Below are 26982 nucleotides of genomic sequence, written 5' to 3' on the forward strand. Positions count from 1 at the left end.
TTGATGGTTGAAAGTGAGGTTGGAGAATTATGGCTAATCCAGTTGTGGCTATTGTAGGTAGACCTAACGTAGGTAAATCAACATTATTTAATCGTATAGTAGGAGAGAGGATTTCGATTGTAGAAGATATCCCTGGTGTGACGAGAGACCGAATTTACAGTAAAGCAGAATGGCTTGATCGTCATTTCCATTTGATTGATACCGGAGGTATTGCCTTCGATGATCACGATGTCTTGCTTGAGCATATCCGTCACCAAGCAGAGCTTGCGATCGATGAAGCAGATGTCATTATTTTGGTGGTAGATGCGACTACAGGAGTAACGAGTACGGATGAGGAAGTAGCGAGAATGCTGTTCCGCTCCAAGAAACCGGTCGTTCTTGGGGTAAATAAAGCGGATAACCCAGAACGTATGAGTCAAATGTACGAGTTTTATTCCTTGGGCTTCGGGGAACCGGTTGGTATTTCTAGTGTCCATGGATTAGGAATCGGTGATTTGCTTGATGAAGTCACGAAGCACTTCCCTATAGAAACGAACGAGCAAGAGTATGATGAGGATGTGATTCGTGTCTCCCTGATTGGACGACCGAACGTCGGGAAGTCTTCTCTAGTGAATGCCTTAACTGGTGAAGATCGGGTAATCGTTAGTGACATTGCAGGAACGACTCGCGATGCGATTGACACCATGATTACTCGTGAAGGACAAGACTTTGTCCTCATTGATACGGCAGGAGTAAGGAAGCGAGGCAAGGTTTACGAGTCTACAGAGAAATATAGCGTTCTTCGAGCTCTTCGAGCTATCGAGAGATCAGATGTGTGTATTATCGTCATCAATGCTGAAGAAGGAATTATTGAGCAAGACAAGAAGATTGCAGGTTACGCTCATGAGGCTGGACGAGCAGCTCTTTTTGTAGTGAACAAATGGGATGCCATTGAGAAGGACGATAAAACTCTTCATCAATTTGAACGTACCATTCGAGAGCATTTTCTCTTTATGGATTATGCCCCCATTGTTTTTGTTTCAGCTAAAACAAAACAGCGAATTCATCAGATCCTGCCTAAGGCGAAAGATGTCGCTGACCAACATGCCATGAGGATTCAAACGAATGTGTTAAACGACCTTATCCATGAGGCGACTACGGTTACACCACCACCTTCAGATAAGGGAAGAAGGCTGCGGATTAACTACATTACACAAGTTTCTGTTAAGCCGCCAACCTTTGTTTTGTTTGTCAACGATGTTGAGCTATTACATTTTTCATACCAACGCTTCTTAGAGAATAGAATTAGAGAAGCTTTTCCTTTTGAAGGGACACCCATCAGGATCATCGCGCGAAATAAAGCGGAGGACTAAGGGTAATTTGTATTAAAAGGGAGAGGAATGAGGGGATGAATACAGTTATTGCTATCGTGGCAGGGTACCTGCTTGGATCGATTAGCTTTAGCTATCTTATTGCCAAGAAGGTAGCTGGGATAGACATTAGGCATCATGGCAGCGGTAATGCAGGGGCAACAAATACATTAAGAGTTCTGGGAAAAGGGCCGGGTATACTGGTCCTGCTTCTAGATGCACTTAAAGGGGTATCAGCTGTCTGGTTCGCTCACTGGATAAGCGGTGGCGATCATCTCATTACAGCATTGGCTGGAGCTATGGCTATCATCGGCCATAACTGGCCTGTCTTTTTTGGCTTCAAGGGAGGAAAAGGAGTCGCAACGACTATCGGTGTAATTGCCTCCCTCTCGTTTATATCATTTCTTTGGTCCGCTCTGATTACAGTGGCTGTTATTTATATTACCAGGTATGTCTCATTGGGTTCTCTTGTATTTCTAGCTCTTATTCCCATATTCATGTATGTATATGGAGAACCGAACGCATACATTTGGATGGCCGCTATAGTATGCATTCTAGGCTTCGTTAGACATTCTCAAAATATTGTTCGATTGCTTCAAGGCACAGAAAGCAAATTAGGACAATCCAAAAAATAAGGGGGGATGAGCTAGTGGATATAGGTTTGATCGGTGCAGGAAGCTGGGGAACGGCCTTAGCAATGGTATTGGCTGACAATGGACACCGTGTCCACATGTGGTCTAGACGACGTGATCAGGCTGATGAAATCAACAAAGAACATACAAATAGCAAGTATCTTCCTGACGTCCTATTATCAGAGTCCATTACTTGCTCTACGAATCTAGGGGAAGTAGTTAAAGGGAAAAAAGCTATACTCTTAGTTGTTCCCTCTCACATTATTCGCGAGATCGCAAGAGAGGCTGCTGGTTTAATCGATCAAGAGGCACTCGTTATTCACGCTGTAAAGGGGCTTGAGTTAGGAAGCTATAAAAGGATCTCTGAAGTACTGCAGGAAGAGCTCCCTGTTTCCCTTCACAAGCGCTTAGTTGTATTGTCAGGACCAAGCCATGCGGAGGAAGTCAGCCGTAAGTCGCCTACAACGATTGTGGTAGCTTCTCAGCCGATTGAAGCAGCAGAAGAGGCACAGGATTTATTAATGAATGCTTACTTTCGAGTCTATACAAATCCAGATGTGGTTGGATTAGAGCTGGGAGGTGCGCTAAAAAACATTATTGCACTAGGGGCAGGGTTGTCCGATGGACTGGGATTTGGTGATAATGCTAAGGCTGCCTTGATGACGAGAGGATTAGCTGAGATCAGTCGTTTAGGTGTGCATATTGGATCTGATCCATTAACATTCTCGGGTTTAGCGGGTGTAGGAGATCTCATTGTCACTTGTACGAGCAAGCATAGCCGCAATTGGAGAGCAGGCAATCTCCTTGGGCAAGGTATGTCTCTTGAAGAAGTATTAGAAAAGATGGGAATGGTTGTAGAGGGCGTTAAAACTACGAAAGCGGCCTATGAGCTTGCTGAGAAAATCGGTGTTGAGATGCCTATTACACGAGAGCTTTATCAGGTATTATTTCAAGCGAAATCTCCAAGGCAAGCTGTGGAGGACCTAATGGGGCGTGTAAAGCGACATGAAGTAGAAGAGATCGCACAAAATTAGAGTGCAGGGCATATCATAACAAGAATTTTTCTTATGAAAATAAGAAATATTGGGCTATAATCTAAGTTGCAGAATATTAAGCGTCCACATAGGATATATTGGGTTCCAATTAAACGCAGCCTTTAACAGGCAGGATACAGTCGGAGAGGGGTAACGAACTTAATCGTTACCCCTCTTATTTTTTCTTTTTGCTTGCCTCTTCTGCCGCCAAGGTTTCAATGAGGTTCTGAACTACTGGTGATTGCAATAAACTCATCACTTGCTTAAAATCGAGATCCTGCAAGTTTTTCATGAGATCCGATTCCGTTGCCCCTTGAAGTGGAAATGGCCCTGCACTCGGATTTACAGCGTAGATGACCTGAGTTAGGGTTTCTAGCGTAGTTCCCATTTGACTTAATTGTTCTCTTACGGTCTGCATTTGCTCTGCGGCTGTAAATAAACGAGGGGAATATGGTTCAGCCCCCCCCTTAGGAAGTTGTTCAGGGTTAGGTGATATGGACCGCTGCAGCGTCGTTAATCTTCTACGTCTTGCAGACGGTGGATGATGCCAATGAATTGGATTCATAGCCAGCTCCGACTCCTCTTACTTTCTTTATCTATGTATTCTATTCAAAATTGGGCGAAAAGGTGCGTTATGGGCAAGTTATGCTATAATAGGAACGATGATTAAAGAAAGAGGGAAAGAAAAAGATATGGATAAAGAAATGTCGTCATTTGTTGCGATGGGGTTAATGTTTTTGGCGAATATTGCTATATTGTTTGCGCGTAATAAACTTAAAGGCATTCCGCGTATTATAGTTTCTACCTTTGCCTTTCTGTTGCTGATTCCATCTCTACTTCTCATCTTAGTTGTCTTATTATGAGAATCAAGATAGAGTTTCAGCCTCGCGGCAAGACCATATCAGTGAATAAAGGAGACAATCTTTTACAATCGGCACTAAAGAACAGAATTGCGATCAGGAATCGTTGCAGGGGTAATGGCACATGCACAAACTGCAAGATTCAGATTATGACTTTGAGTCCGTTCGTCTCGATGCCTTCTTCGCAAGAGTTAAGAATGATTGGTGAGGAAGAGATGTCTGAGGGATTTCGACTCGCTTGCCAAACTCGGGTATATGGCCCAATCCAAGTACGAGTGCCAGAAGAAGCATGGAAGAATGTCGTAAAGAGTCAGATTCAGCAACAGAAGGAGAATGAGGGGATTTAACATTGAAAGTAAGTCATATTGTCAAATTGTCTATTCTATTTATTGCCACCATACTAATCTCAACAGGCTGCATGTATCCAGAGGAAAGAAAGATGGAGAATCAGCTGCCACTAAACGTACAAGTACAGTCCGTACAAGATGCGATTGATCAATTTAGGGCGGATACTAGCGTGTTACCCATTGCAACCAAAGAAGCCCATACACCGATCTATGAGAAGTATATCATCCAATTCCATCAACTTGTACCGAAGTACTTGCAGTACACTCCTGGCGCGGCTTTTGAACAAGGAGGCTCTTATTTATTTGTTCTGACGAATGTTGAGGTCAAGCCTACTGTTCGATTACTCGATTTAAAGATGGTCGAAAACCTTCAAGACATTCAGAGTCGAGTAACTCGCTTCTACGATAAGAATAAAAGTTTACCTGTTGCAGGGGTCATGCAACCAGGTTATTTTCAAATCGATCTTAAAAAAATTGGCGTAGCAAAGGGCAGAGACGCAGTGGAGAGTCCCCTAACAGGGAATATTCTTCCCATCATTATGTCAGCACAAGGTGTCGTGGGAATTGATTACCAGAAGGATCTAGAGCAGATTATAAAAGGGAACCAAGAAGATCTGCCAACAGACAAGGATATTCGCGACCTTATCCCTGAGAATTCGCTTTATGTACCTGTAAAATCTTTTCCGTATGCGCTAGTAGACGGATTGCCTAGCCTAGTCAGTAAAAAATAATTTTATATATAAGTCATAGATTCGTAGTCCATGCCATAGGATGGTTTATAAAGGCAGAGGGGTGCGATCGGTGATCTAAGAAGAGAGCAATTGCCTTGTCAGTTGCTCTTTTTCTATATCCTAGCTCAAATCTATATGCTCGTTATATGATTTGTTCAGGACGAGAAAATAAGATTTTGATCATAATTCCATCACATCCTCATATATTGATAGTGTCCTAATCTATCCAAGAGTCATTGCAAAAATCACCGATTTTTGAAAGGGAGGTAAGAAGGTGGAACGAGTAGATATTTTCAAAGATATTGCAGAACGGACTGGTGGAGACATCTACATAGGCGTCGTGGGTCCTGTCCGTACAGGAAAGTCTACTTTTATTAAACGGTTTATGGAGCTTGTGGTACTGCCCAACATCAAGAGTGAAACAGATCGGGCCAGAGCTAAAGATGAACTGCCACAAAGTGCGTCTGGACGCACCATCATGACCACAGAGCCTAAATTCGTTCCAAATCAGGCTGTGGAAATTCTTGTGGCAGATGGCTTGGAAGTAAATATTCGCCTTGTCGACTGCGTAGGCTATGCCGTTAACGGAGCCAAGGGCTATGAGGACGAGAATGGCCCGCGTATGATTAACACCCCTTGGTATGACGAACCTATCCCGTTTGAAGAAGCGGCGGAAATCGGGACACGCAAGGTCGTTCAGGATCATTCTACATTAGGTGTGGTCATTACAACGGACGGTTCTATAGCGGAAATTGCACGAGAAGGATATATAGAAGCGGAAGAGAGAGTCATTGCAGAATTAAAAGAGGTTGGAAAGCCCTTCATTGTTGTCGTGAACTCTGCGCACCCTGATCGAAAAGAGGCGCAAGATTTACGCAATCAATTGATTGAGAAGCACGACGTACCCGTGCTGGTCATGAGTGTAGATGACATGGTAGAAGCTGATGCTATTGCTACACTACGAGAAGTATTGTTTGAGTTCCCTGTCCACGAGGTGAACGTGAACCTGCCAAGTTGGGTTATGGTACTCCATGATGATCACTGGTTACGACAAAATTATGAAGAAAGTGTACGAGAGACGGTAAAAGAGATTCGTCGCCTGCGTGACGTTGATCGTGTTGTCGGTCATTTCACGGAATATGAGTTCATCGAAAGAGCCTCACTATCTGATATGAATATGGGGCAGGGTATTGCTGAAATCGATTTATACGCACCTGATTACCTCTATGACCAAATCCTAGTAGAAGTTGTGGGTGTAGAGATCCGCGGTAAGGATCACCTGTTGCAGCTTATGCAGGAATTCTCACACGCGAAGAGGGAGTATGACCGTGTGGCTGTCGCCTTGAACATGGTTCGTCAGACAGGTTACGGTATTGCTCCGCCATCCATTGAAGAGATGACGCTAGATGAACCAGAGATCATTCGTCAAGGAAGCCGATTCGGAGTAAGATTAAAAGCAACAGCGCCGTCTATTCATATGATTCGAGTAGATGTTGAGTCCGAATTCTCCCCCATTATCGGTACAGAGAAGCAGAGTGAAGAGCTTGTTCGTTATCTCATGCAAGACTTCGAGGAAGATCCGCTCAGCATCTGGAATTCTGACATTTTTGGACGTTCGCTTAACTCTATTGTTAATGAAGGCATCTCTGCGAAGCTCGGCATGATGCCAGAGAATGCCCGATATAAGCTTCAGGAGACATTACAACGAATTATTAACGAAGGTTCTGGCGGTTTAATAGCCATCATTCTCTAAATAAGTTATCGTACAAACTTAAGGACTCCATCGTTTCGATGGAGTCTTTTTCGTATACATAAAAATAAACTAGTGCCTCATCTAGCAGTCTAGTGAAAAATTTGGCGAATTATCCATATTTCATAAGAAAAATTCTTGAACTTGGCGGTTTTCTATATTAATATAAAGTCTGTTACAAGGAAATTTTGGCCGTTCCTTAAGCCTTGGGCTATTATGTTCTACGCCTTTTATCGAGGAAGCTTAAACTTGTAATTGAAGCCTATAATTAGAATAAATTCTATTAAATAGGTATAAATTTGTTCGAAATGGTTAAAGAAAGTAGTAATAAGGCCAACTCATTGGGAGGAGGTGAAACAATGAATAAGACAGAACTTATTTCTTACGTAGCTGAGGCAGCTGAGCTTACTAAGAAGGACGCAACGAAAGCTGTTGATGCTGTGTTTGATGCGATTGAGAATGCACTTAAGAATGGAGATAAGGTTCAGCTTATTGGTTTTGGAAACTTTGAGGTTCGTGAAAGAGCAGCTCGTAAAGGCCGCAACCCTCAAACAGGTGAAGAAATCGAGATCGCTGCAAGTAAGATCCCTGCTTTCAAGCCAGGTAAGAGCCTTAAGGATTCCGTTGCTGGTGAATAGTAAGCTCTTACATAAGTAAACGTATAAAAGTCTACACCAATTGATTTGGTGTAGACTTTTTTGTTGCATTCATTGAAAAGAGGATGTCCTTTAAGACGCTTTTGATACTACAAAATTTTTGTCCGCAGCTCGGTAAGCGTAAACTAGTGAGACCGCCAACAGTAAAATAGCACCGCCAAATAAAAACGGAAGGTTCATATTAAAGTGATAAAGTAAAGTTCCTATGATAGGTCCAAGAATACGTCCAAGAGAGTCCATGGAGGAAATGAGACCGGAGGCTACTCCATGACCAACAGTGGACTTCTGTGTAACAAGGGACGTCACACAAGGACGAATTAAGGCATTCCCTATACCAAAGATGGTGACGTACAAGGCCGCTGTCCAGAAGTCCATGGAAAGGAGTATAAGAAGGAAACCAATACCTGACACGATCAAGCCAATGAGAATGGCTGTGCTTTCCTTTCCTTTTTTAATCTTCTTACGGACGACATATCCTTGAATGACCGCGCCAGCTACTCCGCTAATCGCAAACATTAATCCCATCTCGAGGGAACTCGCTCCGATCTTGCTCATTTGAAAATATTGCAGTGTACTCTCTAATCCAGCTAGAGTAAAGGAGACCAAAAAAGAAAGTACATACAAGTGCTTTAAAGGTCCAGCGAAAGCTGCCCATCTAGATTCTCTTTTTTGAGTCCTTTCTGTCTGGTCCAGCTGATGCGATTCCTTTAAGACAAACCAAGCAAATACGACTGTTCCGAAAGAAAGTAATGAAGCCGCAAAGAAGGGAATCGATGTACCAAATACACTTAGTAGCCCCCCAAAGGCTGGTCCAAAGATAAAGCCCAGTCCGATGGACATTCCAGCAAGTCCCATTCCCTTTGTCCGATTGTCATCGGTTGTAATGTCTGCAATATAGGCGATACAACAGGCTGTCGCTGCTCCAGAAAATGCACCGCCTAAAAGACGGGAACCATACATCATCCAGAGGTTCTGTTCTGAAATTCCGAAAAGGAAAAAGCTCACACTAAAGCCAAGAACACCAATCATAATAATGGGGCGGCGACCGACACGGTCGGATAAGCCCCCCCAAACGGGTGATAGAAAGAATGACATAGCTGAATATAAAGACAGCATAAGACCAAGGTGATAGGGAGCAGCCATGGCATCTTCCACCATGTTAGGAAGAACAGGGATAATCATCCCAAAGCCTATAAAAATGGTAATAAGTATCACCATAATGGTGATCATCCGCTTATCCATGTATAGCCCCCTTTTTGTCCTTGGAATCGTTGCTGACGGATGAGTGAAAACTTAACGATTGGAAGCATAGATAACATATGACACCGAAGAGGGCGGCAATAATGGTATTGTGAATGAGCGCAGGAACGAGAGCTAATTGTGACAATACCACATAACCGCCGCTGAGCACTTGTGAAATAGTTAAGACTACAAGCAGGATGGAACCTACATATAAATCTTTACGTTCACGATAATGTTTAGCAATAACGTAAGCTAGCCGTATGACTAGCAGAAGAAAAATAAAGGCTGCAACACGGTGGACAAATTGGATAGCAATCGGTTCGATGGTTAAGTCCGGAATCCAGGCACCGTTACAAGTTGGCCAAGTGACGCAAGCAAGTCCAGATTTAGTATGACGGATATAGGCTCCTAGATAGACGACAACATAACAGTATATCGCGAGCCACCAAATGCCATTGCGTAAACGTTTAGAGATCGGTGCTAGCTTACGTGGTTTGAGCAAGTTTCCTTCAAACACGAGAATGGTTAAGAGTAAAACACTGGCAAAGGCCGTTAGAGATAAACCGAAGTGCAAAGCGAGAACGGCGGAAGATTGTCCCCATACAACTGCAGCTGCACCAAGCAAGGCTTGGGCAAAAGTAAAGAAAAAGCCGCCAAAGGCAAATGCTTTTACTCCACGTATATGACCTAGTTTACGCCAGGCCCAGACAGATTGGACGGTTACCATAATACCTAATACACCTGAGACTGCACGGTGACTATATTCAATTAGTGATTCAAGGCTGTCCAACGGCGCAAATTGACCATGACATAAAGGCCATGTATTACCGCAACCCTGTCCTGATCCGGTTTTGGTAACGAGGGATCCCATAATCAGCACTAAAAACATACCCAGGGTGGTAAGCACAGAGATCCATTTCAATCCTTTATTCATATATCTTTACCTTCTTTCTGGCAGGATGCCTAGTTTCGGTTTTTTAGACCGAATCATCTATGAGGTTTTCACTATATTACGATGTAAAACGCCATCTTTCATTTTAGCAGTTGCACCTCTTATTGTTAATAAGTTTTTGTATCCAGTATAGTATTTTAGAGAACAGACAAGCATTTTGCAATTTTTATAGCCAGGTGCTATGATGAGGATGTGTTTTGGGTATAGTTGGTTACGATTTGACAAGTCTGATAGAATAAATATGTCGGAATTTGTCATAGACAAAAGTAACCAATAGGAGGCGAACGGTAAATGAACGTTGATCAAGAGAAGATTCAACAAGCTGTAAGAATGATACTTGAAGCGGTGGGTGAGGACGCTGATCGCGAAGGATTGCTTGATACACCAGCTAGGGTAGCTCGGATGTACGAGGAGATCTTTCAAGGTTTACATATTGATCCTAAGGAGTATTTTTCCGTTATTTTCAGCGAAGAACATGAAGAGCTTGTCCTAGTCAAGGATATTCCGTTTTATTCCACTTGCGAGCACCATTTGGTTCCATTTTTTGGAGTAGCTCATGTAGCCTATATCCCTCAGGGCGGAAGAGTGGTTGGATTAAGTAAACTGGCTCGAGCGGTAGAAGCTGTTGCGAAAAGGCCACAATTACAAGAAAGAATTACATCGGTTGTAGCAAACTCTATAATGGAAACATTAAGACCGCATGGTGTAGTTGTGGTGGTAGAAGCTGAACATATGTGTATGACGATGCGAGGAGTTAAGAAACCAGGCTCGAAGACGGTGACCTCTGCTGTAAGAGGTTGCTTTGAAGATGACGTGGCTGCCCGTGCTGAAGTCTTTAGTCTTATCAAGAATTAAGTTAAGGTGCTGATCTGTGAGTACATAAGGAGGAATTCCTAGTGAGTGAGCCGAATGATTATTTCATTATTAAAGCTAAAGAGAACGGAGTCAACGTTATTGGGTTGACAAGAGGAGAGACCACTCGTTTCCATCATTCCGAGAAATTAGACAAGGGAGAAGTTATGATCGCTCAGTTTACTGATCATACTTCAGCCGTTAAGATTCGTGGTAAAGCCATTATTCATACAAAATATGGGACCATTGATACAGGCGAAGAGTTATAGTTTTAAATAAGATTAAACAGCAGGCGCTTCATGCCTGCTTTTCTTTTCTCTTGTTAGAAAGTTGATCATAGATCCCCCATTCTCCTCGTACAATGGAGTAGAGAGGGGTGTTTTCCATGCCGTTAGCACGTAATTTGTTCTTTGCCATAATCCTTTCTACAATGCTTGCCTTCTTGTTGTCCACGCTGCCGATGAATCAATATGAGCAGTCCGCAGGCTTAGCCCCCGTGTTTAAGGCGGCGAGACCCATGGCGCTACAAGAAGAAAACTTAGTAGATGTCCTTAGTATGTTTGATACAGGGTTGCCGGTTACCCATGTTAAGTGGGAAAATCGAAATTTGTTTATTGATTTTACTGTTACGATGGAAAAGCCTATCTATGTAGAGGATATATATACTGACTTGTTTACAACGATTAGATCGACGTATTTATATACAAGCAATGTAGAGGGATTGTATGTTCGTGTTCTTTATCAGGAAAAAGGGAAAGAAGAGGTGCTTATAGCTGTTTCAGCTGAGAAAAGCGATGCCTTGCTCAAGGCGTTGGAATCGACAACAGATAAAAAGTCTTTTTTACATGATTACACGACTTTATCTTATGGTGTACTTTGGAAGGCCAATTTTCAAAAATGATTCTTAAACTTTTATCTGGTTAAAGATATAATAACGTTAGTGTCATTACGATTAGCTCTATGTTATACTTTAGGCATTGTCATTTTGGGGGAAAAGGCTATGATACTAACGAATCCATTATTCCGGGAAGAACTCGCGGAGATAATAGAAGAAGTAAACAAACATATAAAATGCGACTACGTTCAGCGTTATGTAGAGATCCCCTCCATCCCCTTACTGCGGATGCAGGTCCTTTTTTTGTTTCTGCATGATTCCAATGTTGCACGTGAACAAATCAAACATTACTTGGTCTCCACTACGTTAATTCAGCTGGGTTTAGACTGTCATGAGAAAGTGACTCTTGTGCCACAATATAGCGAAGGTGGAATTCGGAACCGACAGTTATCTGTTTTAGCAGGTGATCTTTTCAGTAGTAAATACTACTTCCTACTGTCCAATATTGGGGACGTCGCTTTGATCAGGGAACTTGCAAGATCGATTTATCGAATTAATGAGGTCAAGACCATGCTATATACGGGGACAGGTTGGTCTAAAGAAGAAAGTCTTGATATGAGAAATGAGATTGACTCAGCCTTATATACAAGTTTCATCCCGCGGTTCGCGTCTGAATTAGGATTGATTTGGCATTCGATCATTGAACAGTTTTGTCTTATCGAACGATATGCAGAAGGGCTGATGGATTATCGTTTGGGACAAGCTATAGGTGAAAAATCTGAGAATGATTTTTATCCACTATTTCAATCAAGAATCGAACAATCCATTCAGGAATTAAAAGGGAAACTGGGAGGCCTTCGAAACGAGGAAGTAAAGCAGGAGATTCATCACCTCATCGAGGCTTACCAGAAACAAGGAGTATTTAGCCATTCCATAACCTAGAAATAGGCTATAAGTCTCTAGAGAAATTAAGAGGAGATAAAGCATGAATAAGTTGAAAATTATCCTAGAAATGATCAAATTTGAGCATACTATTTTTGCCTTACCATTTGCTTATATGGGGGCTATATTAGGTAGCATCGTGGTTAATGGGGTGTGGCCGACTTGGCCGCAAATATTTTGGATCACATTGGCTATGGTTGGTGCTCGCAGCGCTGCGATGGCCTTAAATCGGGTCATTGATCGTGTCATTGATGCCAAGAATCCTCGTACAGTAACACGGGCTATTCCGGCAGGATTGCTCTCTGCTAAGGAAGTGTATGTCTTTATCATTGGTTCCTTTGCGTTGCTATTTTTTGCTGCTTTTCAGTTAAATATGTTAGCTGTACAATTGCTGCCGCTTGCTGTTTTTGTTCTTGTATTATATTCCTATACTAAGCGGTTTACATGGGCTTGTCATCTGGTTCTCGGGGTGGCCATCGGTCTTGCTCCTTTAGGAGGATGGGTGGCTACTACGGGACGGGTAGATGCTATTGGGTTACTACTCTTTGTCACTGTAGCTTTATGGACAGCAGGATTTGATGTTATCTATGCTTGTCAAGATATCGAATTTGATAAACGGAATGGGTTGTTCTCCATTCCTAGCCGTTTTGGCCTTGCTAGCGCGTTGAATTTGGCAAGATGGTTTCATGTCATTACGGTTTTAGGTTTTATTGCATTATTCTTCTTAACAGATCTTAGCATTTGGTTCGCAATTGGTATCCTTGTTGCTGCAGGTATACTCATCTATGAACATCGATTAGTATCACCAAATGATTTATCAAAGTTAAACACAGCGTTTTTTACAATGAATGGTATTTTAAGTGTCGTCGTATTTGTTTTTACTATTTTAGATTTGGTGGTTAAATGAGAAAAATTTTCGTTGTAGGGATAACAGGAGCTAGCGGGGCAATTTATGGAGTCCGTCTGACACAAGAACTGCTAAAATTGGATCATAAGGTACACTTGGTAATTACAGAAGCAGGATGGCAAGTTTTTCGAGAAGAGCTTGGTTTTGATATACAGGATCGCGATCAAGTGTTAGCCACTTACATCATGCAGGAGGGAGTGGGGGAGCTTCACTATCACCATCTAAGAGACTTCACGGCACCGATTGCAAGTGGATCTTACCAGAGTGATGCGATGATTATTGTGCCTTGCTCCATGGGAACAGTAAGTGGAATCGCACATGGTGCGTCAGGCAACCTCTTAGAACGAACCGCTGATGTCATGCTAAAGGAAGGTCGGAGACTAGTTTTGGTACCGCGGGAGACGCCTTTCAACACCATTCACTTAGAGAATCTTCTCAAACTTTCTCAGTATGGAGCTCGAATTGTGCCTGCGATGCCTGGATTTTACCAGAAGCCTGAGACCATGGAGGATCTTGTTCATTTTGTAGTTGGTAAAGCATTAGATAGCCTTCAAGTTCCGCACTCCCTATTCCGTAGATGGGGGGAACAAGGATGAGTCGGATACAGATCGGAAAGATTTCTTACTCTAATGTACTTCCTGTTTTTCATTTTTTTCGCGATGCGAGATTTACAGGTCGGGCCTCTTTTACTGAAAGGGTACCTGCGGAGCTAAATCGTCAACTTGCAGCTGGGGATATTGATTTGGGACCCGTATCGTCCTTCGCGTATGCTGAGAATGCGGCATCCTATCAGGTGCTTGGAGATCTTTCAGTCAGTGCCTTAGGTGCTGTAGGTTCAATATTCATGTTTAGTAAGAGACCGTTAGAAGAATTAAGGGAACCTTGTATTGCCTTGACAAACTCTTCCGCCACGTCAGTGAATTTATTAAAGATCATAATGGAGAAGTTTCATGGGAGTCATCCGAAGTATCAAACTGTGAAGCCAAATTTGCTTAGCATGATGAAGGACAGTGATGCAGCATTGCTTATCGGTGACGACGCACTCCTGGCAAAATGGAATAATCCTGGCTATTATGTTTACGATTTGGGAGAATTGTGGTATAAACATACAGGGATGTGGATGACCTTTGCTTTATGGACTGTGAGAAACCAAGTAATTGAACATCAACCAGACTTGCTGAGGGAAATTCATCATGAGTTCTTACGGTCGAAGCAACAAGGGTTGGAACAATTGGATCATATCATTCTACACGCTAAGGAAGAATTCGGTGGGACTTACGAGTTCTGGAAAGCATACTTTTCGGGGTTATGTTATGACTTCCAATCAGATCAGAAGAGAGGGCTGGAATATTATTTTCGTTGTGCAGCTGAGCTAGGTTTGTTGTCTCGACCCATTGAAGTGAAAATATGGGATGCAGGTGCGAAAATAACTTAAGGTGAACGTATGAAATTAGCTGACATTTTCTTCCAAATGAAAAATGACATGCAATATATAGAAAAAGAGCTGGCACGGTCTATTTCTACCAAGGATGTCGTGCTCTATAAAACGTCCAGTCATTTACTCAAGGCAGGAGGAAAACGCATTCGTCCTGTTTTTGTGTTATTGGGTGGAAAGTTTGGTCAATACGACCGTGAGCAATTAAAGCATGTTGCTGTCGCTTTAGAATTGATACATATGGCTACTCTGGTTCATGATGACGTAATTGATGATGCGGAGACAAGAAGAGGTCAGCAAACGGTTAAATCGAAGTGGGACAATCGCTTAGCTATGTATACAGGTGATTATATATTAGCTGAGGCGTTGCTCACCATTACCTCTCTCCCTATTCCAAGGGTACATCAGGTCCTATCGCGTTCCATTATGTTAATGACGCTAGGAGAAATTGAACAGATTCGTGATTTCCATCGCTGGGACCAAAGTCTCCGGAATTATCTCAAGCGCATTAGGAGAAAGACAGCCTTACTTATAGCCATCAGTTGTCAGCTAGGAGCTATCGCAGCTGGAGCTCCGGAAAAGTACATACGGGCACTGTATAATTATGGTTATAATGTGGGAATGGCTTTTCAGATTACGGATGATATCCTGGATTTCACTGGCGATGAGAAAACTTTAGGGAAACCGGCTGGTAGTGATCTGCGTCAGGGGAATATTACACTTCCCGCTTTGTATTGTCTGCAACATGAGGATACAGCTATGCCACTAAAAGAAATGATGGAGAATGTAGTGGATGCAGATGGCAACACGCGGATTCACCTTCCAGACAACCGGGCCCAGGACGCTATTCAAATTATACGTGGCAGTAAAGGGCTAAGTTATGCGCAATCCTTGGCTGAACGTTATATTGAACGAGCTCTTGAGTGGTTAGAAGAGCTCCCAGAGGGTCAACCAAGAAGCTCACTTCGTGAAATTGCTCATTTCATTGGCAGAAGACAGTTTTAGTATTTGCATTTGGAGTGTAACATTTGGTAAAATCACATTCGTGAGATTGATTTTTGGGTCTTTATCCAAATTAATTAGATTTGGCTCTAGAGACCAAATACATAAAAGGGAAAGAGGAATTAGTTATGGCATTGGAAAGAACTTTTATTATGGTTAAGCCTGATGGGGTACAACGCAATCTTATCGGAGAAATTGCAACTCGTTTTGAAAAGAAAGGTTTCAAACTAGTTGGCGCTAAATTGATGAGCGTTGGACAAGGTTTGGCTGAAGAGCATTACGGTGAACACAAAGAGCGTCCTTTCTTCGGGGAACTAGTTGGTTTCATTACTTCCAGCCCAGTTTTCGCTATGGTTTGGGAAGGTGACAATGTTATCGCGACAGCTCGTAACATGATGGGTAAAACGAACCCAGCTGACGCTGCACCTGGAACGATCCGTGGAGATTTTGGTGTAAGTGTTGGTATGAATATCATTCACGGTTCTGATTCCGCTGAAAGTGCACAACGCGAAATCAACCTTTGGTTCAAAGAAGAAGAATTAGCTTCTTACGAAAAAACGGTAAATAAGTGGGTTTAATTTACTGATGAAAAAGGCTGTCCCAAAAGACGAAGTAAAACGACTTTTGGGTGCAGCCTTTTTTTTGTCACTCCTCTTGTCAATTTTTTAGGATAAGAAGGAATTTGTGATCAGGAGGACGAATATATAAGGTAAATGACAGAGACAAGCAAGGTGAAGAGGATTGATGGAAGATCGAGATTTTTTACAGTTTATCGCCAATGTTAAGCGGAAGACAGGTATTGACTTGGCACTGTATAAAGAAGCCCAGATGAAGCGCAGATTAACATCATTACGACAGAAAAGAGGGTATTCGGAGTTTACCTCTTATTTTGAAGCAATGAATCGAGATAAAGAACTTTATTATGAATTCTTGGATCGAATGACGATTAACGTATCCGAGTTTTTTCGCAATTCGGGACGCTGGGATGTACTTAATAAGAAGATTCTTCCTCGCTTGCTTAAGGAGAAACCTAGATTGAAGTGTTGGAGTGCCGCTTGCTCGACAGGTGAAGAGCCCTATACTTTATCTTTGATTTTATCCCAATATATGCCGCTTAGAGATATTAACATTTTAGCTACTGACATTGATGACGGGGCTATTGCTAGAGCGAAGGTTGGTGTCTATAGCGATCGTTCTCTACAGGAGTGTCCGAAGGACTTGCTTAAGAGGCATTTTATGCAGGAAGGTAACCATTATCAAATTAGTGATGATATTAAGAATACGATTAAGTTTAAGAAGCATAATCTGCTCGCAGAACCTTTTGATTCCGGGTATGACTTAATTATATGCCGTAATGTGATGATTTATTTTACAGAGGAAGCCAAGCACCATCTCTATCAGGAGTTTAGTGACGCGTTACGTCCTGGCGGTGTTTTGTTTGTCGGGAGCACAGAGCAGATTTTCCAGCCGCAGCAGTATAGGTTTGAGACGGAGGATACTTTCTTTTATCGTAAAGTTTTATAAAAGGGGTTTGGAATTATGTTTAATCTGTTGTTCGCATTATTAGGTACATATATCTTCTATAAACGGGGACTAGCCTTTTTACTAGAGTCTAGAATTATGGGTAATAACAAGGCGGAGAGTTTTAGCTACTACATGTTTATGTTGGCTGGAGTGATATTAGGAGAGTTTATCGGTCTATCGGCTGCTCTCTATTACTTGCCAGATTCTATGTTAGCCCAAGTTCTCATCGGTACGGCTTGTGCCATACTTTGTGGGGAGAGCTTCTATCATTATAATAAGAGAGTGGTTCGGAAGATCCCAACCGTCCAGGAAAGAAAAAATTATTAGTTTATCTATCCTGCATGTATATATTTCCATTCCTTGCTTCAGAATAGGGAGAGTACTTTACTAGTAGGAGGCAAGAAGAATGAATAAGATTAAGGTGATCGATGCCTATTATCGCGGGCTACTCACGATGGAAGAGTGTGCGCAGATTCTAGGCTTTGATCTTAGGCAACTTACGGATATGATAGAGAGTTGTATGCTGGATTACCCTACAATTCCTGTGGAACGGGCCTAAGTGTCTTAGTAGGGATGTTTTGTAATGGTATGAGAAAAACTTGAGTGACGCTTCAATAGAGGCGCGTCAGCCAAGTTTTTTTGTATATACCCGGGTCTGCTGCTAGGCTGACGAGAGGTCCTGTGCAGGGGAGTAACCGGAGTTTTTTCCGTTATTGCGAGATTCGGATGAAAAAGGTCGGAAATAAGCGGAGTAAGTTCCGTTATTAGCGCCAAACGTTTGATTTTGCTCGGAGTTTGGGTGGATAAGCGAAAGTTCTTCCGTTATATTTGCTCAAAAATCCTATTATTGAAAAATAGGCGGAATTTCTCCGTTTAAGCTCCTACCCTCGGCTATAACTCTCCTACGAACGGTCCCCTAAAGTCCCCAAAATAGATATCATTATTCAAATTTTCTTGTTTTACTACCATTTTTGGCAAGGCTATTATATAATAGCACATAAAACAATATGACACTTAAAAGTGCTAAAGGGTGGAGGGGTTCAGATGAGATATTTAACAGCAGGAGAATCGCACGGTCCTCAGCTGACAGCTATTATTGAAGGGATACCAAGTAACGTTCCTATATCTGCTGAGAAAATTAACGAAGAATTGCAGCGTCGCCAGAAAGGACATGGTCGAGGTCGCAGAATGCAAATTGAGAAGGATCAGGTTCGCATTGTGGCGGGCGTACGTCACGGACTAACCACAGGTGCACCAATCTGTTTAGTTGTTGAGAATAAGGATTGGACTCACTGGGAGCACATCATGGGGCCGGATCCAATTGAAGGGGATGAGGAAGTCAAGAGACAGGTGACTCGCCCTAGACCAGGACATGCCGATCTGAATGGTGCATTAAAATATAACCAAAAAGATATGCGTAACATCTTAGAACGTTCTAGTGCGAGAGAAACAGCGGTTAGAGTGGCTGTAGGTTCTGTAGCTAGACAATTATTAGAACAGTTCGACATTAAAGTTGGCGGACATGTGAAGCGAATTGGTTCAGTTGAAGCAAGTGATGTGGAAGTGTCCCTTGAGGAGTTAATCCGAATTACAGAGGAATCACCTGTCCGTTGCTTAGATCCAGAAGCTGGACAAAAGATGATGGATCTTATTGATAAAGCAAAGCAAGATGGGGACTCCTTAGGTGGTATCGTTGAAGTCATTGTAGAAGGTGTGCCAATTGGACTAGGAAGCCATGTTCAGTGGGATCGGAAATTAGATGGAAGATTGGCTCAGGCCATTATGAGTATTCAAGCTTTTAAGGGAGTAGAGATTGGAGTTGGTTTTGAAGCCGCCTCTCGTCCTGGATCTCAGGTGCATGATGAAATTATTTGGACAGAGGAGCAAGGGTTTACTCGTAGCACCAACCGTGCGGGTGGTCTAGAAGGCGGAATGACGACGGGAATGCCGGTTGTTGTTCGTGGGGTGATGAAGCCTATCCCTACGTTGTACAAACCTCTTATGAGCGTCGATATGGAGACGAAGGAGCCATTCGCTGCGACAATTGAACGATCTGACAATTGTGCTGTACCAGCCGCTTCTGTTGTTGCTGAAGCGGTGGTCTCTATTGAAATTGCGAAAGCGATGTGTGAAACATTCCACAGCGATAACCTTCAGCAAATGAAGGCTAGTGTGGAACAATTCAAACAGTACTTGGAGACGATCTAACAATGAAAAGATTAACCGTGGATTTAGGGGAAAGGAGCTACCCCATTGTCATCGGAAAAGATATCCTGGGACAGCTTCCTCAAGAACTAGCGGATCGGGGCATTACTTCGAAAAATCGATTATTAATTGTAACCGATCATCAAGTAGCTCCCCTGTATTTAGAACGGGTTCAGTCCATACTGACGTTGGCTGGCTATGAGCATGCCTTCCATGTGATCTCAGCTGGAGAACAGGCGAAAACTTTAAGCGTCTTGGAAGAGGTAACGGGAAGTGCGCTTAAAGCTGGATTAGATCGAAAGTCTGTGTTCATTGCTCTAGGTGGTGGGGTTGTAGGTGATTTAACGGGTTTTTGTGCTGCGACCTATATGCGAGGGGTACCGTTCGTTCAAATCCCGACTACGCTATTGGCTCATGATAGCAGTGTCGGAGGTAAGGTGGCTGTCAATCACCCAATGGGTAAGAATATCATTGGTGCATTCCATCAGCCAAGTCTCGTTCTTTATGATACAGAAACGTTGAAGACATTACCTCCAAGGGAAATCTACGCTGGCTTTGCTGAAGTCATTAAGCATGGATTAATTTGGAGTGAATCTTTTACTGATTGGCTAGAACAACATGCAGAAAATCTTCTGGCTCTTCAATCTCCATATATTGATGAAGCGATCTATCAGGGCTGTCTGATTAAGTCTCAAGTCGTCTCCGAAGACGAAACGGAACAAGGAAAAAGAGCGATATTAAATTTAGGACATACATTTGGGCATGCTATGGAGTCTTTATCTCATTATGGCGGCTTAATTCATGGTGAAGCGGTAGCCATCGGTATGGTTGCCGCCGCCGTGCTTGCAGAACGAATCGGCATTTGTGATCCGAACCAAAATGTGTCCTCTCGTACTATCGAGCTGCTTAAGAAGTTCCAACTTCCTGTGCAGATCCCTGCCCAATTTCAACCGGATGCCTTGTTAGAAGCCATGCGCCTTGATAAAAAGGGGAGTGGTGGAAAGCTTGTATTTGTGCTTCCTAAGAGCATTGGAGCAGTAGAGATTGTTCGTGACGTACCGGAGGATGAAGTGATTCAAGTTTTAAAACTAGTAAAAGAGGTGGAATGATATGGGGGTTAGGGGAATACGTGGAGCCACTACTATTAAAGAAGATACGTCGATAGAGATACTAGAAGCAACACAGGAGCTCATGGAGGAACTGATTAATCAGAACGTCTTTTTGCCTGAGCATGTTGCGGCTGTATTTATTACTGTAACGACGGATATTGCAGCTGACTTCCCTGCAAAGGCGATACGTAAGATACCAGGATGGGAATTAGTCCCTCTCATGTGTTCTACGGAAATTCCTGTTCCTGAGAGTTTACCGAAGTGTATCCGGATTATGATGCTTGTTAACACGGATTTGAATCCGGATGAGGTGAAGCACGTATTTTTAAGGGATGCAGTAAAGTTACGCCCGGACTTGGCCCAGAAAAATGCGTTGACATCTTAGTAGAGGATGTAATAAACTTAGACGTAAGTTTTAGTTGAGAGTCTAGTTGAGTGTGAGAAGAGAGTCAGAGTTGAGGAAGCAGAGCAGAGAGTGACATAGGGAAGGGTTAATAAGGCCTTCGTCTATTTATCTATGTACATTCAGCCCAGGGTTTCCCTGGGCTTATTTTATTTTTAATAGGATCATTAAGGCCACGTGCTTTATTGATGCTCTCCTCATCTCCGCTTCTTTCTTTTTTCAAATAAAAAGGAGAGGTGGAACCACCATGTATTATCCCCCAATAGAAAAGGCGCTAGAACTAGCTGCCGAATATCAATTGATACCTATTCGTATGACATTTATGGCTGATCAAGAAACGCCGATCAGTATCTTTCAAAGACTAAGATGCAATGGTTCGTTTCTCTTAGAGAGTGTAGAGGGTGGAACCCGCTGGGCCAGATACTCCTTTATCGGATTGAATCCGTTACTCAGACTAGAAGCGAAAAATGGGGAAGTAAGAGTACAATATCGTGATCGTCCCCCTCTTTATACGGCAGAGCACCCGATTGAACGATTGCGACAAGAATTACAGAATCTTCGCAGCCCGGATGAATTGGATTTCCCTCGCTTTTCTGGCGGAGCAGTAGGATACTTCGGATACGATATCCTCCGTTACTACGAGGATCTTCCTGAAGCGGCATCAGACGACCTCAAGATGGATGATGTGAAGTTTATGTTTGCTGATGAAGTTATTGTATTTGACCATCTGAAGCAGGAGATCCAAGTCATTGGTCATATACAGGTCGGTCCCGAAGATAAGCCTCTGGATATCGAAAGGAAATATAAAGCCTGTTGCGAACGAATAAAAGCATTAGCTCGCAGAACGCGCAGCACGGAGATGACTTCGAGAGATCTTTATGTTCTTCCCACCCAGTACGATCCGATTGAGGTTCAATCGAATGTAACGCAGGAAGAATTTATTCAAAGAGTCAAGAGAGCGAAAGAATACATTGCTTCAGGTGATATTTTCCAAGTAGTACTATCTCAGCGGTTTATGATTGAGGATGTTCCAGATCCGTTCCATGTTTACAGGGTGCTGCGTTCTTTGAACCCTTCGCCTTATATGTATTTCCTCCAATTTAGCGAAGAAGAGATTCTCGTTGGTACGTCCCCAGAACTATTGGTTCGTGTAGAGGAGGGAAAGGTAGAGAATCGTCCGATAGCCGGCACGCGCCAGAGAGGAAGAGATTCGAAGGAAGATGAACAGTTAAAAGCGGATCTCCTAGCCGATGAGAAGGAGCGGGCAGAGCACCATATGCTTGTTGATCTAGGTCGAAATGATATTGGTCGGGTCTCAGCCTATGGAACTGTAAAGGTTGAACAATTGATGGAAATTGAGATGTACTCCCATGTGATGCATATTGTCTCTCACGTAACGGGCAGACTGCAGAAGGAGAAGGATGCTTTCGATGCCTTGGTATCTTGTTTCCCAGCAGGTACGGTTTCCGGTGCACCGAAGCTTCGAGCGATGGAGATCATTGCGGAATTAGAGAACGAAGCACGCAATGCCTATGCCGGGGCCATCGGATATTTTAGCTTTTCGGGCAATATGGATTCTTGTATTACCATTCGAACGATCGTCTTTAAGGATGGGAGAGCCTATATTCAAGCAGGAGCAGGGATTGTGGCGGACTCTGTGCCTGTCAAGGAGTTTGAAGAAACAGAAAATAAGGCAAAAGCACTTATTCGTGCGATCCAAATGGCAAAACAGATTCAGAGATTAGAGGAGGATGAAGAGTATGTTTCAACAACTGCTCAATAAGGTAGTCGAAATGAAACATTTGAGTCGAGAAGAGTCGAGAGAGGCCATGGGTCTCATTATGTCAGGTGAAGTTCCCCCTTCCCAGTTGGCAAGCTTTCTTACGGCGCTAAAAATAAAGGGAGAGACGGTAGAGGAGATTACGGGGTTTGCCTTAACCATGAGAGAGAAAGCATTAAAAGTGGAAGTGCCATCGGATAATCTCATTGATACATGCGGAACAGGAGGAGACGGAGGCAAGACCTTTAATATATCAACTGCCTCCGCGTTTGTGGCTGCAGCCGGCGGAGCGAGAGTTGCGAAGCATGGGAATCGTGCCGTATCCAGCAAGAGTGGAAGTGCAGATGTGCTCGAGAAGTTAGGTGTATCCATTCAGTTGAGTGAAGACGAAGCAAAGCGGTGTCTAGAGAGAACGAATCTATGCTTTATGTTTGCTCCCTTCTACCACCAAGCGATGAAGCATGCAGTGGCTACTCGTAAAGAAATTGGATTTCGGACTGTCTTTAACTTGCTTGGTCCCTTAACGAATCCAGCACAGGCGGATCGCCAGCTTATAGGCGTATATGACGGTCGGCTAGCTGAGAAGGTCGCTCATGTTTTGCGAGAGCTTGGCTTGGTAAGATGTTTAATCGTAGCAGGGGAAGATGGTTTGGATGAGATTAGTGTCTCAGCGGCAACGAAAGTCGTTGAATTGAAGAATGGGGATATTCATTCCTACCATATACGTCCGGAGGATCTAGGCTTAAGAAGTTATGCGATATCTGAAGTATCGGGAGGAAAAGCAGTAGAGAATGCCTCCATTATTCATCGTGTTTTTTCAGGAGAACAGGGTGCTGATCGGGATATTGTATTGGCCAACAGTGCAGCTTCCTTGTATTTATCAGAACAAGCTTCTTCTATACAAGAGGGAGTAAAGCTTGCAGCAGAAATAATTGACCAAGGATTAGCACTTGAGAAGCTAAACCAATTAGTTCAGGTGACAAGGGGGTTGTCTCGTGCTTCATAAAATAGTGGAACAAAAACATAGAGAAATTGAACTTCTAAAACAGCAACTGGACTTAAAGCAGGCAGAGCGATTGGTGATGGATTTATCCCCCACTCGTCCTTTCATTGACAGGTTGATTCACAGCCATCGGCCTGTAAGTGTCATTGCGGAGGTGAAAAAGGCATCACCTTCTAAGGGATTGATTCGGGAGGATTTTGATCCCCTCTTCATTGCACAAGCTTATGAAGAAGCTCAAGTCGACGCCATGTCTGTACTGACAGATGTACCATTTTTCCAGGGCAGTAAGGAATACTTAGAGCAAATTAGTCAGCAGTGTCAGGTTCCCATTATCCGCAAGGATTTTCTCGTTGATCCGTTGCAGGTGTATGAAGCTAGATTAATGGGAGCGGACTGCATTCTACTCATCGCAGCTATTCTAACTTCTCAGCAGTTGGCTGAATTATCTACCCTAGCAAAAGATCTTGATTTGGATGTATTAATTGAAGTGCATAATCGGGAAGAACTCGAACTCGTCTTAACTAGTACGCATCCAGGTATTATTGGCATTAACAATAGAAATCTTAAAACTTTTGAAACTTCCCTGTCTACAACCGAAGAGTTGTTGAAATATGTGCCTACAGGCTTGCCTGTTGTAAGTGAAAGCGGGATTCATTCTAGTGATGATATCCGCTACCTTGAAGGTTTAGGCGTAAGGGCTGTTCTAGTAGGAGAGCACTTTATGCGTCAACAGAACATCCGCTTAGCGGTGGAGGAGCTGGTTGGATGTTAATCACTAGACCTCTCATCAAGTGCTGTGGATTTCAGGATGTGGAGGATATAGTCAAACTAGAGTCGGTAGATATTGACTTCGTTGGCTTCATACTTGCTCCAAGCAAGAGGAGAGTTCCATTGGAGAAGCTTCCAACCCTAGTTGAGGCGGTGCCTGCTGGGAAAAAGAAGGTTGGAGTATTTGTGAATCCTAGTTTGACTGAAATAAGAGACGTGATGTCCATAGCCAAGCTAGACGTCGTTCAGCTACATGGTCAGGAGACTCCATCTCTGTGCAAGGAGATCAAAGGAGAATTCGGTGTGGAAATCATTAAAGTTGTCCATATTGATTCCACTGAATCGATGCCCCTTCCGCTCGGGGAATACGGCGATTACATTGATTTTCTGCTGCTAGATACTTTTGATAAAAAAATGGCCGGAGGGACGGGAAAGACCTTCCGTTGGGAGGTCATACCCGCCTATCAGCAATGGTGCGTGGATCATCACGTAAAATTGCTAGTAGCCGGGGGAATTACGCCAGAAAACGTAGGGCAACTAATCAGCGATTGGCCGCTGGGCGGAGTGGATGTGGCCAGTGGAATAGAAACTGAGGGAAAAAAAGCTCTTGTAAAAATGCTGCAATTGGTAGAAAGGGTGAAAGAATATGGTGGTCGTGCCTAACGAGTTGGGTCGTTTTGGCGAGTTTGGTGGGAAGTACGTACCCGAAACGCTAATGAACGCGCTAGAAGAATTAGAGAATGCCTATGAGGAAGCAAAGAAGGATCCTGGTTTTCAAGAGGAATTAAATAAGCATTATACCTACTATGCGGGCAGAGCGACCCCGCTCTACTATGCAGACAGGTTGACGGAATACTTAGGCGGGGCAAAAATCTATCTGAAAAGAGAGGATTTAAACCACACGGGTGCTCACAAGCTCAATAATGCGCTTGCACAAGGACTGTTGGCCAAACGGATGGGAAAAAAGAAAATCGTAGCTGAAACGGGAGCCGGACAACATGGTGTAGCCTCGGCGACGGTAGCCGCTAAGCTCGGTTTACAGTGCAAGGTATTCATGGGAGAAGAAGATATTCGCAGACAACAGCTGAATGTCTTCCGGATGCAATTGCTAGGAGCCGAAGTGATTCCGGTCAGTTCGGGCACCAGGACGTTAAAAGATGCCACTAATGAAGCGATTCGCTATTGGGTTGCGAATGTGGAGGACACGTTTTACTTATTAGGTTCCGTCGTTGGGCCGCATCCTTATCCGATGATGGTTCGAGATTTTCAAAGAATTATAGGAGATGAAACAAAAGAACAAATTCTTGAACTCGAAGGCCGTCTGCCAGATACTGTCGTGGCTTGTGTCGGAGGTGGAAGCAATGCAATGGGGATATTCTATCCCTTTGTTCAAGATCAGAACGTAAGATTAATCGGGGTAGAAGCAGCGGGTTACGGAGTGGAGACAGATAAACATGCCGCCACCTTTGCGAAGGGGACAAAGGGAGTAATCCATGGATCCCTCACTTATCTCCTTCAAGATGAATGGGGACAAATTCTAGAGCCTCACTCCATTTCGGCAGGATTGGATTATCCAGGAGTAGGACCAGAGCATGCTTATCTAAAAGAAATGGGTCGTGCCACCTACCATCCTATCACAGATAAGGAAGCGCTAGAGGCCCTTCAAGTCCTTTGTAAGACAGAAGGCATTATTCCCGCACTAGAGAGCTCTCATGCCATCGCAGAAGCGATGAAGCTAGCCCCTGGCCTTTCACCAGACCATCTATTGGTTGTTTGTTTATCAGGTCGTGGGGATAAGGACGTAGAAGCGATACAGCATCATCTTAAGGGGGAAGCATAATGAACCATGTGATCGGAAAAAACGCTATTGAGCAAAAGTTTGCTGACCGAAAAGATCCACTGTTCATACCTTTCATCACCGCAGGAGACCCTGCACCTGAGACGACGATAGAGATTGCGATCGCCCTTGAAGCTGCGGGGGCGGATATTCTGGAGTTAGGTGTTCCTTATTCGGACCCGCTAGCCGATGGTCCTACCATTCAACGAGCCTCAGCACGCGCTCTTCGACATCAGATCTCCATACGAGACTGTGTGCATATGGTTGGAGCTATGCGTGAAAAGGGGCTTACGATCCCCGTGATCTTGTTTACGTATTTCAATCCTGTCATGCAATATGGGGTGGAACGGTTATTTGAAGAAATGAAGGTTTATGGTCTAGATGGAATTCTGATTCCAGATCTTCCTGTAGAAGAAAGCGGTCAGGTAAAAGAGCTTTCGCAAAAGGCCGGCTTACCTTTGATATCCCTTGTAGCTCCGACCTCTCAGAAGCGGATTCAGAAGATTGCAGAACAAGCCGATGGATTCCTTTATTGTGTTTCCTCTCTTGGTGTCACAGGGGCAAGGAGTGAATTAGGGGAGGGTGTTACTTCTTTCCTGCAAGAGGTGCGGAAGCATTCGCGTGTACCTGTCGCTGTTGGGTTCGGAATCTCACGGCCAGAACAGATGGGGCAGCTCGCTCCTCACTGTGACGGGCTCATTGTGGGAAGTGCTCTCGTGCAAGTCATCGAAGAAGCCGGGGAGCAACTTATCAATACGAATACGAAAGAAAAAGGATTGGAAATGATAAAAATGTTTGTACAAAATCTAAAATCTGGAGTAAGATAG

32 protein-coding genes are annotated in these 26982 nt (G+C 43.4%); 29 read left to right on the forward strand and 3 right to left on the reverse strand.

Going from position 1 to position 26982, the window contains the following annotated elements; genetic code table 11:
• The first annotated feature begins 29 nt into the window (after positions 1-29).
• The 3 genes from der to EIZ39_RS07080 are packed head-to-tail and all read left to right on the forward strand — an operon-like array spanning position 30 to position 3015.
• Positions 30-1352 (forward strand): ribosome biogenesis GTPase Der, encoded by a 1323-nt coding sequence (der, locus tag EIZ39_RS07070; protein ID WP_129198861.1) that lies wholly within the window; start codon positions 30-32, stop codon positions 1350-1352.
• A 35-nt stretch (positions 1353-1387) separates the two neighbouring features.
• On the forward strand, positions 1388-1984 hold the full coding sequence (gene plsY, locus EIZ39_RS07075; RefSeq protein WP_205668520.1) for a glycerol-3-phosphate 1-O-acyltransferase PlsY: 597 nt from the start codon (positions 1388-1390) through the stop codon (positions 1982-1984).
• A gap of 14 nt (positions 1985-1998) precedes the next feature.
• On the forward strand, positions 1999-3015 hold the full coding sequence (locus tag EIZ39_RS07080) for an NAD(P)H-dependent glycerol-3-phosphate dehydrogenase (RefSeq protein ID WP_305013111.1): 1017 nt from the start codon (positions 1999-2001) through the stop codon (positions 3013-3015).
• Between the two features lie 175 nt (positions 3016-3190).
• On the opposite strand, the gene EIZ39_RS07085 is transcribed toward EIZ39_RS07080, so the two are convergent.
• Entirely contained in the window at positions 3191-3580 is a 390-nt protein-coding gene (locus EIZ39_RS07085) for a hypothetical protein (RefSeq protein WP_129198865.1), read from the reverse strand.
• A 97-nt stretch (positions 3581-3677) separates the two neighbouring features.
• Here EIZ39_RS07085 and EIZ39_RS07090 point away from each other — a divergent pair, with 97 nt between their 5' ends.
• From EIZ39_RS07090 to EIZ39_RS07110, 5 genes are all read left to right on the forward strand, one after another.
• Positions 3678-3878, forward strand: a complete 201-nt coding sequence (locus EIZ39_RS07090; protein ID WP_240675723.1) for a DUF2768 family protein — start codon at positions 3678-3680, stop codon at positions 3876-3878.
• A complete protein-coding gene (locus tag EIZ39_RS07095; RefSeq protein WP_129198867.1) occupies positions 3875-4222 on the forward strand; it encodes a 2Fe-2S iron-sulfur cluster-binding protein in 348 nt (115 codons plus the stop codon). Before EIZ39_RS07090 ends, EIZ39_RS07095 begins: the two co-directional genes overlap by 4 nt.
• A gap of 2 nt (positions 4223-4224) precedes the next feature.
• A complete protein-coding gene (locus EIZ39_RS07100; RefSeq protein ID WP_129198869.1) occupies positions 4225-4953 on the forward strand; it encodes a hypothetical protein in 729 nt (242 codons plus the stop codon).
• A 274-nt stretch (positions 4954-5227) separates the two neighbouring features.
• Positions 5228-6706 (forward strand): stage IV sporulation protein A, encoded by a 1479-nt coding sequence (gene spoIVA, locus EIZ39_RS07105; protein ID WP_129198871.1) that lies wholly within the window; start codon positions 5228-5230, stop codon positions 6704-6706.
• 356 nt (positions 6707-7062) lie between these two features.
• Positions 7063-7341 carry an HU family DNA-binding protein gene (locus tag EIZ39_RS07110; protein WP_129198873.1) on the forward strand — a complete coding sequence of 93 codons (279 nt, stop codon included), beginning with the start codon at positions 7063-7065 and terminating at the stop codon, positions 7339-7341.
• A gap of 90 nt (positions 7342-7431) precedes the next feature.
• Here the strand turns inward: EIZ39_RS07110 and EIZ39_RS07115 are convergent, their stop codons facing one another.
• A complete protein-coding gene (locus tag EIZ39_RS07115) occupies positions 7432-8601 on the reverse strand; it encodes an MFS transporter (protein ID WP_129198874.1) in 1170 nt (389 codons plus the stop codon).
• Complete coding sequence (locus EIZ39_RS07120; RefSeq protein WP_129198876.1) at positions 8594-9535, reverse strand: COX15/CtaA family protein; 942 nt, start codon at positions 9533-9535, stop codon at positions 8594-8596. Before EIZ39_RS07120 ends, EIZ39_RS07115 begins: the two co-directional genes overlap by 8 nt.
• A 309-nt stretch (positions 9536-9844) precedes the next feature.
• On the opposite strand from EIZ39_RS07120, the gene folE reads away from it, so the two are divergent.
• The 21 genes from folE (at position 9845) to trpA (ending at position 26982) form a co-directional block, all read left to right on the forward strand.
• On the forward strand, positions 9845-10408 hold the full coding sequence (folE, locus tag EIZ39_RS07125) for a GTP cyclohydrolase I FolE (RefSeq protein WP_129198878.1): 564 nt from the start codon (positions 9845-9847) through the stop codon (positions 10406-10408).
• 41 nt (positions 10409-10449) lie between these two features.
• Positions 10450-10674, forward strand: coding sequence for a trp RNA-binding attenuation protein MtrB (gene mtrB / locus EIZ39_RS07130; protein WP_129198880.1), 225 nt, complete (start codon positions 10450-10452; stop codon positions 10672-10674).
• A 116-nt stretch (positions 10675-10790) separates the two neighbouring features.
• Positions 10791-11306: a hypothetical protein gene (locus EIZ39_RS07135; RefSeq protein ID WP_129198882.1), complete on the forward strand. Its 516-nt coding sequence runs from the start codon at positions 10791-10793 to the stop codon at positions 11304-11306.
• A gap of 99 nt (positions 11307-11405) precedes the next feature.
• Positions 11406-12182, forward strand: a complete 777-nt coding sequence (locus tag EIZ39_RS07140; RefSeq protein WP_129198884.1) for a heptaprenyl diphosphate synthase component 1 — start codon at positions 11406-11408, stop codon at positions 12180-12182.
• A gap of 43 nt (positions 12183-12225) precedes the next feature.
• Positions 12226-13089: a UbiA-like polyprenyltransferase gene (locus EIZ39_RS07145; protein WP_129198885.1), complete on the forward strand. Its 864-nt coding sequence runs from the start codon at positions 12226-12228 to the stop codon at positions 13087-13089.
• Complete coding sequence (locus EIZ39_RS07150) at positions 13086-13685, forward strand: UbiX family flavin prenyltransferase (RefSeq protein WP_129198887.1); 600 nt, start codon at positions 13086-13088, stop codon at positions 13683-13685. The genes EIZ39_RS07145 and EIZ39_RS07150 overlap by 4 nt, the downstream gene beginning before the upstream one ends.
• Complete coding sequence (locus EIZ39_RS07155) at positions 13682-14524, forward strand: menaquinone biosynthetic enzyme MqnA/MqnD family protein (protein ID WP_129198889.1); 843 nt, start codon at positions 13682-13684, stop codon at positions 14522-14524. The genes EIZ39_RS07150 and EIZ39_RS07155 overlap by 4 nt, the downstream gene beginning before the upstream one ends.
• A gap of 9 nt (positions 14525-14533) precedes the next feature.
• Positions 14534-15529, forward strand: coding sequence for a polyprenyl synthetase family protein (locus EIZ39_RS07160; RefSeq protein WP_129198891.1), 996 nt, complete (start codon positions 14534-14536; stop codon positions 15527-15529).
• Between the two features lie 131 nt (positions 15530-15660).
• The gene (gene ndk, locus EIZ39_RS07165) at positions 15661-16104 is read left to right on the forward strand and encodes a nucleoside-diphosphate kinase (RefSeq protein WP_129199171.1); all 444 of its coding nucleotides are present in this window, start codon (positions 15661-15663) and stop codon (positions 16102-16104) included.
• A gap of 166 nt (positions 16105-16270) precedes the next feature.
• The gene (locus tag EIZ39_RS07170) at positions 16271-17050 is read left to right on the forward strand and encodes a CheR family methyltransferase (RefSeq protein WP_129198893.1); all 780 of its coding nucleotides are present in this window, start codon (positions 16271-16273) and stop codon (positions 17048-17050) included.
• Positions 17051-17065: 15 nt separating this feature from the next.
• Entirely contained in the window at positions 17066-17377 is a 312-nt protein-coding gene (locus EIZ39_RS07175; RefSeq protein ID WP_129198895.1) for a hypothetical protein, read from the forward strand.
• Between the two features lie 79 nt (positions 17378-17456).
• Entirely contained in the window at positions 17457-17609 is a 153-nt protein-coding gene (locus EIZ39_RS26450) for a hypothetical protein (protein WP_164984949.1), read from the forward strand.
• 485 nt (positions 17610-18094) lie between these two features.
• Entirely contained in the window at positions 18095-19258 is a 1164-nt protein-coding gene (gene aroC / locus EIZ39_RS07180; RefSeq protein WP_129198896.1) for a chorismate synthase, read from the forward strand.
• 2 nt (positions 19259-19260) lie between these two features.
• Positions 19261-20364: a 3-dehydroquinate synthase gene (gene aroB / locus EIZ39_RS07185; RefSeq protein ID WP_129198898.1), complete on the forward strand. Its 1104-nt coding sequence runs from the start codon at positions 19261-19263 to the stop codon at positions 20362-20364.
• A 1-nt stretch (position 20365) separates the two neighbouring features.
• On the forward strand, positions 20366-20749 hold the full coding sequence (aroH, locus tag EIZ39_RS07190; RefSeq protein WP_129198900.1) for a chorismate mutase: 384 nt from the start codon (positions 20366-20368) through the stop codon (positions 20747-20749).
• Between the two features lie 265 nt (positions 20750-21014).
• Positions 21015-22550: an anthranilate synthase component I gene (gene trpE, locus EIZ39_RS07195; protein ID WP_129198902.1), complete on the forward strand. Its 1536-nt coding sequence runs from the start codon at positions 21015-21017 to the stop codon at positions 22548-22550.
• A complete protein-coding gene (gene trpD / locus EIZ39_RS07200; protein WP_129198904.1) occupies positions 22528-23553 on the forward strand; it encodes an anthranilate phosphoribosyltransferase in 1026 nt (341 codons plus the stop codon). Before trpE ends, trpD begins: the two co-directional genes overlap by 23 nt.
• Positions 23543-24322 carry an indole-3-glycerol phosphate synthase TrpC gene (trpC, locus tag EIZ39_RS07205; protein ID WP_129198906.1) on the forward strand — a complete coding sequence of 260 codons (780 nt, stop codon included), beginning with the start codon at positions 23543-23545 and terminating at the stop codon, positions 24320-24322. Before trpD ends, trpC begins: the two co-directional genes overlap by 11 nt.
• Positions 24316-24981 (forward strand): phosphoribosylanthranilate isomerase, encoded by a 666-nt coding sequence (locus EIZ39_RS07210; protein ID WP_129198908.1) that lies wholly within the window; start codon positions 24316-24318, stop codon positions 24979-24981. The genes trpC and EIZ39_RS07210 overlap by 7 nt, the downstream gene beginning before the upstream one ends.
• Positions 24965-26158: a tryptophan synthase subunit beta gene (trpB, locus tag EIZ39_RS07215; RefSeq protein WP_129198910.1), complete on the forward strand. Its 1194-nt coding sequence runs from the start codon at positions 24965-24967 to the stop codon at positions 26156-26158. The genes EIZ39_RS07210 and trpB overlap by 17 nt, the downstream gene beginning before the upstream one ends.
• The gene (trpA, locus tag EIZ39_RS07220) at positions 26158-26982 is read left to right on the forward strand and encodes a tryptophan synthase subunit alpha (RefSeq protein ID WP_129198912.1); all 825 of its coding nucleotides are present in this window, start codon (positions 26158-26160) and stop codon (positions 26980-26982) included. The genes trpB and trpA overlap by 1 nt, the downstream gene beginning before the upstream one ends.

This window comes from Ammoniphilus sp. CFH 90114 (assembly GCF_004123195.1).
Classification (GTDB): Bacteria; Bacillota; Bacilli; order Aneurinibacillales; family RAOX-1; genus YIM-78166.

Bases quoted from the DNA above. Each gene is read 5' to 3' on its own strand.
- der (WP_129198861.1), top strand. From the start codon at position 30: ATGGCTAATCCAGTTGTGGCTATTGTAGGTAGACCTAACGTAGGTAAA.
- plsY (WP_205668520.1), top strand. From the start codon at position 1,388: ATGAATACAGTTATTGCTATCGTGGCAGGGTACCTGCTTGGATCGATT.
- EIZ39_RS07085 (WP_129198865.1), bottom strand. From the start codon at position 3,580: ATGAATCCAATTCATTGGCATCATCCACCGTCTGCAAGACGTAGAAGA.
- EIZ39_RS07090 (WP_240675723.1), top strand. From the start codon at position 3,678: ATGATTAAAGAAAGAGGGAAAGAAAAAGATATGGATAAAGAAATGTCG.
- EIZ39_RS07095 (WP_129198867.1), top strand. From the start codon at position 3,875: ATGAGAATCAAGATAGAGTTTCAGCCTCGCGGCAAGACCATATCAGTG.
- EIZ39_RS07110 (WP_129198873.1), top strand. From the start codon at position 7,063: ATGAATAAGACAGAACTTATTTCTTACGTAGCTGAGGCAGCTGAGCTT.
- EIZ39_RS07115 (WP_129198874.1), bottom strand. From the start codon at position 8,601: ATGGATAAGCGGATGATCACCATTATGGTGATACTTATTACCATTTTT.
- EIZ39_RS07120 (WP_129198876.1), bottom strand. From the start codon at position 9,535: ATGAATAAAGGATTGAAATGGATCTCTGTGCTTACCACCCTGGGTATG.
- folE (WP_129198878.1), top strand. From the start codon at position 9,845: ATGAACGTTGATCAAGAGAAGATTCAACAAGCTGTAAGAATGATACTT.
- EIZ39_RS07135 (WP_129198882.1), top strand. From the start codon at position 10,791: ATGCCGTTAGCACGTAATTTGTTCTTTGCCATAATCCTTTCTACAATG.
- EIZ39_RS07140 (WP_129198884.1), top strand. From the start codon at position 11,406: ATGATACTAACGAATCCATTATTCCGGGAAGAACTCGCGGAGATAATA.
- EIZ39_RS07145 (WP_129198885.1), top strand. From the start codon at position 12,226: ATGAATAAGTTGAAAATTATCCTAGAAATGATCAAATTTGAGCATACT.
- EIZ39_RS07150 (WP_129198887.1), top strand. From the start codon at position 13,086: ATGAGAAAAATTTTCGTTGTAGGGATAACAGGAGCTAGCGGGGCAATT.
- EIZ39_RS07155 (WP_129198889.1), top strand. From the start codon at position 13,682: ATGAGTCGGATACAGATCGGAAAGATTTCTTACTCTAATGTACTTCCT.
- EIZ39_RS07160 (WP_129198891.1), top strand. From the start codon at position 14,534: ATGAAATTAGCTGACATTTTCTTCCAAATGAAAAATGACATGCAATAT.
- EIZ39_RS07170 (WP_129198893.1), top strand. From the start codon at position 16,271: ATGGAAGATCGAGATTTTTTACAGTTTATCGCCAATGTTAAGCGGAAG.
- EIZ39_RS07175 (WP_129198895.1), top strand. From the start codon at position 17,066: ATGTTTAATCTGTTGTTCGCATTATTAGGTACATATATCTTCTATAAA.
- EIZ39_RS26450 (WP_164984949.1), top strand. From the start codon at position 17,457: ATGAATAAGATTAAGGTGATCGATGCCTATTATCGCGGGCTACTCACG.
- aroC (WP_129198896.1), top strand. From the start codon at position 18,095: ATGAGATATTTAACAGCAGGAGAATCGCACGGTCCTCAGCTGACAGCT.
- aroB (WP_129198898.1), top strand. From the start codon at position 19,261: ATGAAAAGATTAACCGTGGATTTAGGGGAAAGGAGCTACCCCATTGTC.
- aroH (WP_129198900.1), top strand. From the start codon at position 20,366: ATGGGGGTTAGGGGAATACGTGGAGCCACTACTATTAAAGAAGATACG.
- trpE (WP_129198902.1), top strand. From the start codon at position 21,015: ATGTATTATCCCCCAATAGAAAAGGCGCTAGAACTAGCTGCCGAATAT.
- trpD (WP_129198904.1), top strand. From the start codon at position 22,528: ATGTTTCAACAACTGCTCAATAAGGTAGTCGAAATGAAACATTTGAGT.
- EIZ39_RS07210 (WP_129198908.1), top strand. From the start codon at position 24,316: ATGTTAATCACTAGACCTCTCATCAAGTGCTGTGGATTTCAGGATGTG.
- trpB (WP_129198910.1), top strand. From the start codon at position 24,965: ATGGTGGTCGTGCCTAACGAGTTGGGTCGTTTTGGCGAGTTTGGTGGG.
- trpA (WP_129198912.1), top strand. From the start codon at position 26,158: ATGAACCATGTGATCGGAAAAAACGCTATTGAGCAAAAGTTTGCTGAC.